This window comes from Paraburkholderia sp. (genome assembly GCF_035501035.1).
Taxonomy (GTDB): Bacteria; Pseudomonadota; Gammaproteobacteria; order Burkholderiales; family Burkholderiaceae; genus Paraburkholderia.
Genome location: NZ_DATJWR010000322.1, coordinates 1 through 9,417 on the forward strand (window position 1 = coordinate 1; position 9,417 = coordinate 9,417).

Here is a 9,417-nt window from a genome sequence, read left to right on the forward strand (position 1 = left end):
TTCGTTTCGATTTCGCCCGTGAGCTGGGCGATCTGGCCGGCGTGCTCGTCGAGCTGCAGGATCGCCTCGCCCGTGCTGAGCACCGCTTCGCCGATGGTGTGCGTGCCTTCACGCACGCGATGCGCGCGTTCGGTATTCGCCGTGCCCTCGACGATGAGCTGCTCGGTTTGCTGCGTGAGCTTTCCTAGCGTTTGCTCGATCTGTCCGGTGGCCAGTGCGGTTTTTGCCGAAAGGTTCTTCACCTCGGCCGCGACCACGGCGAAGCTCTTGCCAGACTCGCCCGCGCGCGCGGCCTCGATGGCGGCATTGAGCGCGAGCAGCTGGGTTTGCCGCGCGATCAGCGAGATTTCCTCGGAGACTTTGGACACATGCGCAAGCGCACTCTTGAGCGCCCGGATCTGCGTCTCGATCACGGTGACGCCTTCTACGAGGCCGTGAATGTCGGCGAGCGAGGCTTCGATGGTCTGCTGCGATTGCTGCACGGTGGCGGTGGTGCCGGTGCTCAGTTCGCGCATGGCGCGCGCGGCCGCGGCGATTTGATGATTGCCCGCAAGCGTGTGCGCCGCCGATTCGCGCAGGGCGTGGCAGACGTCGGTTTGACGCTGCACGCGTGCGGCCACTTCATCGACATGGCCGGCCACATCGCAGATCTCGATGCCGAGCCGGCCAGCCTGCGCGGCGATGTCGCCGACGATCCCGGCCGATTTACCCTTGCGGCGGCGGGCGCGCAAACCTGGTAAACCTGGGATGCCGCGGAAACGCAAACGTGTCATTGGGTGTGTCTCCTTGCCTGTGCGAACCCTAAGGTGGGTGGGCCGGTCGTCGGTGCGATCGCCGCGCTTTCTGGACCTGTTTACGGCGCGCCGCGCGGGGACTTGAGCGCAGCGGGCGCGCATGGGGCTATGATCGGGGACGCGGGCGCCACAGCCGCGCCAGATGGCGCCAGATGGCGCAAGCGGCGAAGACGGCGAACGCGGCGGCGAGCCACGCTCAGGCGCGCCCGCGATGGGAGCAAGATGATCGAGGCATGGTTCGGCGGGGGCGCGCCGCTCGCGCTCTGGCAGCAACTGATCCAGCTCTGGGAGCTGATCGTGATGGTGTTACGTTTTCTCTGGGGGCTGTTGAAGCTTCTAGGCGGTGGCGCTTGAGGCGCAAGCGTATCGGCAGGCCGTCTCGCGCAGTCCGCGCGGGGCACGACAAAAGGGCAGACGATGATCGACCATTCCACCCGGCGCTTCACGAACCGGGTCGCAGACTACGTGAAATTCCGGCCGACTTATCCGCGCGAGGTGGCGACCTTCGTGCATGTCGAGTGCGGCATCGCACCGGGCGCGCCAGTAGCCGACATTGGCGCGGGCACGGGCCTTTCCACGAAGCTTTTTCTTGACGCGGGCCATCCGGTCACGGCCGTCGAGCCGAACGCGGCCATGCGCGCCGCCGCCGACGAGCTGCTGGGTGGCTACAAGGGCTACCGCAGCGTGGCGGGCACGGCGGAGGCGACCACGCTCGAAACGGCGAGCGTGGACCTCGTGAGCGCCGCCCAGGCGTTCCACTGGTTTCACAAGACCGACACTCAGCGCGAGTTCGCGCGCATCCTCAAGCCGCGCGGCAAGATCGTGCTGTTCTGGAACAGCCGGCTGCTCGAAGGCTCGGCGTTTCTGGAGGGTTACGAGGCACTGCTGCAGCGTTTTTGCCCGGACTATGCACGCGTGGCCGAGACCTATCCGGACTCTGCGGCGATGGCCGACTGGTTTGGTGACGGCTTCGAGCATCAGACGGTGTTTCCCAATGCGCAACTACTCGATTTCGAGGGCCTGCGCGGAAGGCTGATGTCGTCCTCCTATGCGCCGCAGGCCGGCGACGCGCGCTACGAGCCGATGCTCGCGGCACTGCGCGAGCTTTTCGACGCGACCCAAAAGGAAGGGCGTGTGAACTTCGCCTACGAGACGCGCGTGTACGCGGGGAGAGCGCTGCGCATCTAGCCGGGCTTGCGCCCGAACTCGTAGTCGGCGGTACGCACGCGCCGCGTTCTGTGCCGGAACATGAACGTGAAGCCGGGCCACAGCGCGGTGTTCTTGCCCGTTTGCGTGAGGTAGTAACTGCGGCAGCCGGACTGCCACACGGTGCGCGCGAAGCGCGCCTGCAGGCGCGCGTTCCACGTGCGCTGCGCCTCGGCGCGCACGTCCATCGTGCGTGCGCCCGAGCGTTGCAGCGTGCGGATGCAGTCCGCTATGTAGCGGATGTGCGACTCGATCATATAGATCATCGAGTTGTGCCCGAGCGCCGTGTTCGGTCCGACGACGAAAAAGAGATTCGGAAAGCCCGCGACGCTTGCGCCCACGTACGCCTCGGGCCCGTCGCGGCGCCACTTCTCGCCGAGATCCTGGCCGCCTACGCCGGTCACCTCGAACGGCGCGTCCACGTCGTTGACCTGGAAGCCCGTGCCGCAGACGATCGCGTCGAACGGGCGATGCGTGCCGTCGGCGGTCACGATGCCGTCGGCGACGACTTCGCGGATCGCGTCGGTCACCAGCTCGACGTTGCGCTGTGCGAGAGCCGGGTAGTAGTCGCTCGAGAGCAGCACGCGCTTGCAGCCGAGCACGTAGTCGGGCGTGAGCCTGGCGCACAGTTCGGGGTCTTTTACCTTGTGAGCGAGATAGCTGCGTGCGAACCTGGTGGGCGCCCGGAGCAGGCGTGGCTCCACGGAAAAGCCGAGCGCACGCGATTCGTGTTGCCAGTAGATGGCCGCGCGCGCCACGCGCTGCGCGAGCGGCACGTGGCGATAGATCCAGCGCCAGGGCTCGCCGATGGCGCGGTCGCGCCGCGGCATGATCCACGGCGGCGTGCGCTGAAACACCGCGAGCTGTGCAACGCGGGGCTGAATCTGCGGCACGAACTGGATCGCGCTCGCCCCGGTGCCGATGACGGCCACGCGCTTGCCTTCGAGCGCATAGCCGTGGTCCCAGCGCGCCGAGTGAAAGAGCTTGCCCGCGAAGCGCTCGATGCCCGCAAGCCGCGGCAGCGCGGGGCGCGAGAGCGGACCGTTCGCGGCGATCACGATATTGGCCTCGATCGTTTTCTGCGCGCCATCACGCTCGATCTCGACCTGCCAGAGCCCGCGCGCCTCCACGAAGCGCGCCGCGCGCACGCGCGAGCGATATTCGATGAAGCGCTCGACGTCATACTTGCGCGCGCAATGGCGCAGGTAGTCGAGAATCTCGCGCTGCGGTGCGTAGGTGCGCGTCCATGCGGCATTCAGCTCGAACGAGAAAGAGTAGAGGTGCGAAGGAATATCGCAGGCGGCGCCCGGATAGGCATTGTCGCGCCAGGTGCCTCCGAGGCTTTCGGCGGCTTCGTAGAGCGTGAACGAATCGATCCCCATGCGGCGCAGCCGGATCGCCATGCCGATGCCGGAAAAGCCGCTGCCGATGATGGCGATGCGCAGCGTGGCGCCGTTGCCGAGCGCTTCAGTGGCCATGTGAGCGTCCGTCGCTTCGTGTGGTGTTGATGTGCTGCGCCGATGCAAAACGGGCTCCGCGAAGGAGCCCGTCGTCGTTTTGGCGCGATGCGCGAGGGAGGTCCCAGGCGCTCAGGAGTTGTTCCAGTCGTCCGAGCTGTCGTTGCTGCCGAGGTCGACGCCGCCGCCACCCGAGCCGTCGTCCCAGTCGTTGGAGCCCTGGCCGAAATCGAGACCGCCGCCGCCATTGTTGTCGCGCGGGACGCGGCGACCTTCGTCGTCGACGATCACATCGCGCTCGACCACGCGGTCGCGGCCGTGGCTGAGCGCCTCGCCGAGCAGCACGCCGGTCAGCAGCCCGCCCATGCCGCCCATTCCACCGCCGCCTTGCTGCACGATGACCTGCGGTTGCTGTTGTGGCGGATATTGCGGCGGGTACTGCGGCGGGTACTGCGGCTGACGCCCGAAAGCGGCGTCGGCTTCGCGCGCATAGGCGGAATCGCCGCCGTAGCCAGGCGCGGGAGCGGGCCCGGCAGGCTGTGCGTTCGGATCCGGACGGCCATCGGCGCGCGCCTTGAGGCTCGCGAACTGGCGCTCGAGCTCCTCGATCTCATAGGGCGGCCGGGGATTCGCGCTGTTCGAGAGCGTTTCGACGAGGCCGCGCAATTGCGCTTCCAGCCCCTCGACTTCCTTTTCGAGCGCTTCGTGACCGGGCGCGGTCGAGAGCTTCACGTCGAGCTTGAGCGAGCGCACGCCGTTGAGCAGGTCGGTGGCGCGCTTGAGCTGGTCGCGGCGATCCTCGCCGGCCTTCGCGTCTTCCGTAGACTTGGCGCGGCGCAACGTCCAGCGCAGCACGAGCGCGACACCCACCAGCACGATGGCAATGCCGATCCACATGCCCATGCCGGGGCCGTGCTTCTGCGGCGCGTCGCCGGAGGAGAGCGCTTGCTGCTGCGAGAACGGGTTATCGGCGCTGCTCGTCCTGGCGGCGCCGGCGCGCGCGGCGTCGGAGCGGATCTTCGCTTCGACCTGGGCGAAACGCTGGGGCTGCGTGAAGCCGATTTGCGGATCGAGCGACTTCGCCTGCTCGATCTGCGCGAGTGCGTCGGCGTAGCGGCCTTCGCGGTCGAGCACCTGGCCGTAGAGGTAGTGGGCGCGAGCGTTGTCGGGATGCGCTTGCAGCACTTCGGTGAGGCCGGAGTCGGCGCGCTGCCAGTCGCCCTGGGACATCGCGGATTCGATCTGCTGTACGCTCGGCAGGGCGAACGCAACGCCGCTCGCGAAGGCGAGCGAAGCGCAAGCGAGGCTGGCAGCGGCAAGAAACTTTTTCATGTTGCAGGCCGGGCGCATTGACGCCCGTCTCCATGGCATTCGATACGGGGATGCGGCGTGACAGGCTGGCCACTGATCTTACCGGCAGCACGGCTCATGCCGCGCCGCATCCTGCACTCCGGAGCGTTACGTTATTGCGCCGGCGTGTTCAACTGCTTCTTGAGTGCTTCGAGGCGCTCGTCCACCGAGGGGCCCTTGTTGAGCGCGGCGAGTTTGTCCTCGAGCGCTTTGCCACTCGACTGGTCGGCCGAGTTCAGGCGTGCGTCCGAGCGCGCGTTCGAGAGCGAGACCTTGTCCTCGAGCTTCTGGAAGTCGGCAGCGAGATTCTTGCCGCCGATACCACCGAGCGCCGTGGCCGCGACATCCTTCGCCTGGGCGATCTGCTGCTTTGCCTGCAGGATGTTCGAGCGGGCGTTCAGATCGTTGCGGCGCGAGCGCATGTCGTCGATCTGCTGCTTCAGTTGGTCGACCGACGGCTCGAGCTTCGCGAGTTCGTTCGCTAGCGCGTCGCGTTCGGCTTCGGCCGTTTGCTGCGCGCCAAGCGCTTCGCGCGCGAGCGCCTCGTCGCCCGATTGCAGCGCACGCTTCGCGCCGTCCTCGTACTTCTTCGCCTTGTCGGCGGCCACGTCGCGCTTGCTTTGCTGCGTCGCGACCTGCGCCTGGATCTCGACGAGCGAGTTCTCGGCGCGGGCAATGCTGTCGTCGAGCTCACGCACGATCTGGCGCGCGTCGCGCGACGGATCCTGTACGGAGTCGGCCGCGTCGTTGAGCAGGCCCTTGACCGTGCGGGAGATGGAGTCGAAAAGCGACATGAATTCCTCCAGTGAAATGAGATCGGCCATGCTGGGCCGAGGTGCGTGCATGCAGTTTGCGCCTTGCGGCGTTGCTCGCAGCGTTGGCTGGCGTGGGCAACTGCCCGACTCGCACCGGCTGGCAATCAGGCTGGTAACCGAGGCTGATAACCGGCGATCCATCTGCCAGCTTACGCCGCTTTGTGCACACCGCGCATGCTGCGCGCAAATCGGGGCGAGTGTGGCAATTGCAATAGCGCAATCGCGAATTCGCGCGTGATTCGCGATGGGCGACGCCGCGCGGCTCGAAGCGCCGCTTCCGGCGGGGGCCGCCATCGCTCGCGGATATTACACCACGAGGCTTCTTAAAAGGGACTTAAAGGATGGCCGCGCCGGGCTCCCTGCGACGAGGTTTTCAGGCGATCACCGCAAGTGCGGGGTGATGATCGCAAGCCTGCCGGGCGCGTTGCGGTATGCGGGGCGCAGCGGGCGTCAGGCGAACTTGCCGCCTTCGGGGGCGGCGTCGCCACCATGTGCGTCGCCGCGCAGGTCGCCCGCATCGCGCCGCGAACGTGCGAAGGGTGCGGTGCTCACGGGCTGCAGCGGCTCGACGTCGTGAGTTTGCGCGGCGGCGGCTTCGAGAGCACCGCTTTGCGCAGCGGCGGCCTCGGCATTCAGGCGCATGACGGCCTGCGCTATTTCGCGCGCGGCATGGTTGATAGCGGGTTCGTCGGCGTGCTGTTCGGCTTTTAGGGCGGCGGCCGGCGCGTGCGAGCTTTCCTCGTGCGTGTGCGCGTGGTCGCGCATGGCGGGCTCCGTTTCGTCATGCGTCCTCGCATCGTCCGTCTGCGTGGCCGGCATCGTTCCGTTCATTTCGGCGGCCGCCCCGTCGGTTGCCGTCGCACCCGCGGCGAGCGGCCGGATCGCGCCTGCCCGGCTCGTACGCAGCGGCTTCGCGGCCTTCCGTAGCACCTGCGCGAGCGCGTCGGGCTGGCGCGGCGCGCTCAGACGGTCGACGATGCTTGCAGCCTTGACCTGATCGCTGGTCGCGCTGAACGCGATCACCGCGCGGCGCATCAGCTCGCTGATGCTGATGCCGAGCTCGTCCGCGGTGGCGGAGATCGCACGCTTTTGCGCGGGCGTGACGAAGACGACGATGCGTTCGCTGGGCTTGTTCATGGTCGGCGGGCCGTTGGTTCGGCTTCGTATGACGTCGGTTCCTGCCTGCGCAACAGCTTGTTGAAAGGTCCGTTTCGGCTTTTATCCGGGCGCGGGCAGGGGCGTGCAGCAGATCATTCATCATAAGACGCGTGCGCCGATGCGCAATCAGAAGGCGTCCGCGCCGGAGCGACACGGCTCGCAAGAATATGCGCACAACTGCTCGATCATGTAATTTCCCAGCAACACGGTCGGCCGGTTACGAAACTTTTCGCGCATAAAGCCGCGCCTCGCGCAAGCTGCCTCCAGCAGCAGTAAAAAATCGGGCACGAAGGTTTGTCCAGGAAACTCTTACAAAAAAAGCGCGACCCGCTGCCTGCGATTTCTTTAGAATGCGCTGTTACATTTCGCGAATGTCGCCTGAACGGGCGTGTTTTCGCGTCTGGCGTGCCGAAGTGCGCGCCGTGCGGCCGGACGGGGGCGTTGCCGGTCGCGCCGCGTCGCCGGGCTTGTGCCGGCGACGTCGTATGCCGCATTGGCGCCATGACGCCGTGGTCGAGATCCGCGCGCGCGAGACGTGCCCATCATTCCAGTCATGCCTATCATCAAACGACCGCCTTCACCGCATTACCCGAGCGACGATCGGGAACCTTCCTTCAGCAATGGACGCCAGCCGCCTCGCGGCCCGGAGCCGCCGCGCGATGAACGCCCGGGGCGAGGAGCTCCGCGGCGGCGCTCGATCGGCGCCTCGATCGCGCTGGGCTTTTTCGGGCTGATCGCAACGCTCTGCGTGGTCGGCGCGCTGATCGTCGGCTACGCGCTCGTCGTGATGGAGCCGCAGTTGCCTTCGCTCGACGCGCTCACGAACTATCAACCGAAGGTGCCGCTGCGCATCTATACCGCCGATCACGTGCTGATCGGCGAGTTCGGCGAAGAGCGCCGGCAGCTCGTGCGCTTCCAGGACATCCCGGACATCCAGAAGAAGGCGGTGCTCGCGATCGAGGACTATCGCTTCTACGAGCACGGCGGCGTCGACTTCGTCGGCATCCTGCGTGCGGGCATGGCCGACCTCATGCACGGCGGCGCCTCGCAGGGCGCGAGCACGATCACGATGCAGGTCGCGCGCAACTTCTTCCTCTCGAGCGAAAAGACCTATACGCGCAAGATCTACGAGATGCTGCTCGCCTACAAGATCGAGCGCGCGCTCACGAAGGACCAGATTCTCGAGCTGTACATGAACCAGATCTATCTGGGTCAGCGCGCCTACGGCTTTTCGGCCGCCGCGCGCGTGTACTTCGGCAAGAACCTGCAGGACATCACGCTTGCGCAGGCCGCGATGCTCGCGGGCTTGCCGAAGGCGCCGTCGGCGTATAACCCGATCGTCAATCCGCATCGCGCGAAGATTCGCCAGGAGTACATCCTCAAGCGCATGCTCGACCTCGGCTACATCACCCAGGCGCAGTACGACGAAGCGATCAAGGAACCGCTGCAGACGAAGACGGCCGGCAACGAGTACAGCGTGCATGCCGAATACGTCGCGGAAATGGTGCGCCAGATGATGTACGCGCAATACAAGGACGAGACCTACACGCGCGGCCTCACTGTGACGACGACCATCGATTCGGCAGATCAGAACGCCGCGTACGCCGCCGTGCGCAAGGGCGTGATGGACTACGAGCGCCGCCACGGCTATCGCGGACCAGAAGGCTTCGTGCAGTTGCCGGCCGACGGCGACGACCGCGACCAGGCCATCGAGGATGCGCTCACCGATCACCCGGACAACGGCGACCTCGTCTCGGCCGTCGTCACCGAAGCGAACCCGAAAACCGTCACGGCGCAACTGCTCGACGGCACCGCTGTCACGGTGACGGGCGACGGCCTGCGCTTCGCGGCGGGCGCGCTCTCGCCGCGCGCCTCGCAGGCGCAGCGCATTCGCCCGGGCTCGATCGTGCGTCTGATGGCCGACGAGAAGGGCAACTGGCAAATCACGCAGTTGCCGCAGGTGCAAGGTGCGCTCGTCTCGCTCACACCGCAGGACGGCGCGATTCGCGCGCTGATCGGCGGTTTCGACTTCAACCAGAACAAGTTCAACCACATCACGCAGGCGTGGCGCCAGCCGGGTTCGAGCTTCAAGCCGTTCATCTATTCGGCTTCGCTCGAGAAGGGCCTCGGCCCCGCGACGATCATCAACGACGCGCCGCTGTACTTCCCGCCGAGCACGCCGGGCGGCGACGCCTGGGAGCCGAAGGACGACGATCAGCCGGACGGCCCGATGCCGATGCGCCTCGCGCTGCAGAAGTCGAAGAACCTCGTGTCGATCCGCATCCTCTCGTACATCGGCACGAAGTACGCGCAGGACTACGTGACGCAGCGCTTTGGCTTCGATGCGGACAAGACCCCGCCGTATCTGCCGATGGCGCTCGGCGCGGGCCTCGTCACGCCCCTGCAGTCGGCGGGCGCATACAGCGTGTTCGCGAACGGCGGCTATCGCATCAACCCGTATCTGATCGCCGAAGTCGACGACGTGCACGGCCAGCCGATCCTGCGCGCGCAGCCGCTCGTGGCGGGCCGCAACGCGCCGCAGACGCTCACGCCGCGCAACGCCTACGTGATGAACAGCCTGCTGCATTCGGTGGCGACGGCGGGCACGGGCGCGGGCACCAACGTGCTCCATCGCGA

Annotated in this window: 8 protein-coding genes; 3 read left to right on the forward strand and 5 right to left on the reverse strand. The window is 66.7% G+C overall.

Translation table 11 applies throughout. The annotated features are described in order from the left end of the window. Positions 1–773: methyl-accepting chemotaxis protein (locus VMJ11_RS23700; protein ID WP_325622334.1), on the reverse strand; the 773-nt coding region annotated here is incomplete at its 3' end. Positions 774–1,016: 243 nt separating this feature from the next. Between VMJ11_RS23700 and VMJ11_RS23705 the strand changes: the two genes are divergently transcribed. Both VMJ11_RS23705 and VMJ11_RS23710 read left to right on the forward strand, forming a co-directional pair. After that, entirely contained in the window at positions 1,017–1,148 is a 132-nt protein-coding gene (locus tag VMJ11_RS23705) for a hypothetical protein (protein ID WP_325622336.1), read from the forward strand. Positions 1,149–1,211: 63 nt separating this feature from the next. After that, positions 1,212–1,982 (forward strand): class I SAM-dependent methyltransferase, encoded by a 771-nt coding sequence (locus VMJ11_RS23710; protein ID WP_325622338.1) that lies wholly within the window; start codon positions 1,212–1,214, stop codon positions 1,980–1,982. On the opposite strand, the gene VMJ11_RS23715 is transcribed toward VMJ11_RS23710, so the two are convergent. The 4 genes from VMJ11_RS23715 to VMJ11_RS23730 form a co-directional block, all read right to left on the reverse strand. Continuing rightward, entirely contained in the window at positions 1,979–3,478 is a 1,500-nt protein-coding gene (locus VMJ11_RS23715; RefSeq protein ID WP_325622340.1) for an NAD(P)/FAD-dependent oxidoreductase, read from the reverse strand. The genes VMJ11_RS23710 and VMJ11_RS23715 overlap by 4 nt on opposite strands. A 111-nt stretch (positions 3,479–3,589) precedes the next feature. After that, the gene (locus tag VMJ11_RS23720; RefSeq protein ID WP_325622341.1) at positions 3,590–4,789 is read right to left on the reverse strand and encodes a tetratricopeptide repeat protein; all 1,200 of its coding nucleotides are present in this window, start codon (positions 4,787–4,789) and stop codon (positions 3,590–3,592) included. Between the two features lie 131 nt (positions 4,790–4,920). Next, entirely contained in the window at positions 4,921–5,601 is a 681-nt protein-coding gene (locus tag VMJ11_RS23725; protein ID WP_325622342.1) for a PspA/IM30 family protein, read from the reverse strand. A gap of 471 nt (positions 5,602–6,072) precedes the next feature. Further along, entirely contained in the window at positions 6,073–6,759 is a 687-nt protein-coding gene (locus VMJ11_RS23730) for a hypothetical protein (RefSeq protein WP_325622343.1), read from the reverse strand. A gap of 574 nt (positions 6,760–7,333) precedes the next feature. Between VMJ11_RS23730 and VMJ11_RS23735 the strand changes: the two genes are divergently transcribed. Further along, a partial coding sequence (locus tag VMJ11_RS23735) for a PBP1A family penicillin-binding protein (RefSeq protein WP_325622345.1) occupies positions 7,334–9,417 on the forward strand: 2,084 nt, incomplete at its 3' end.

What these genes read in the sequence shown, in the direction of transcription:
- VMJ11_RS23705 (WP_325622336.1), top strand. Translation starts at nt 1,017, where the DNA reads ATGATCGAGGCATGGTTCGGCGGGGGCGCGCCGCTCGCGCTCTGGCAG.
- VMJ11_RS23710 (WP_325622338.1), top strand. Translation starts at nt 1,212, where the DNA reads ATGATCGACCATTCCACCCGGCGCTTCACGAACCGGGTCGCAGACTAC.
- VMJ11_RS23715 (WP_325622340.1), bottom strand. Translation starts at nt 3,478, where the DNA reads ATGGCCACTGAAGCGCTCGGCAACGGCGCCACGCTGCGCATCGCCATC.
- VMJ11_RS23720 (WP_325622341.1), bottom strand. Translation starts at nt 4,789, where the DNA reads ATGAAAAAGTTTCTTGCCGCTGCCAGCCTCGCTTGCGCTTCGCTCGCC.
- VMJ11_RS23725 (WP_325622342.1), bottom strand. Translation starts at nt 5,601, where the DNA reads ATGTCGCTTTTCGACTCCATCTCCCGCACGGTCAAGGGCCTGCTCAAC.
- VMJ11_RS23730 (WP_325622343.1), bottom strand. Translation starts at nt 6,759, where the DNA reads ATGAACAAGCCCAGCGAACGCATCGTCGTCTTCGTCACGCCCGCGCAA.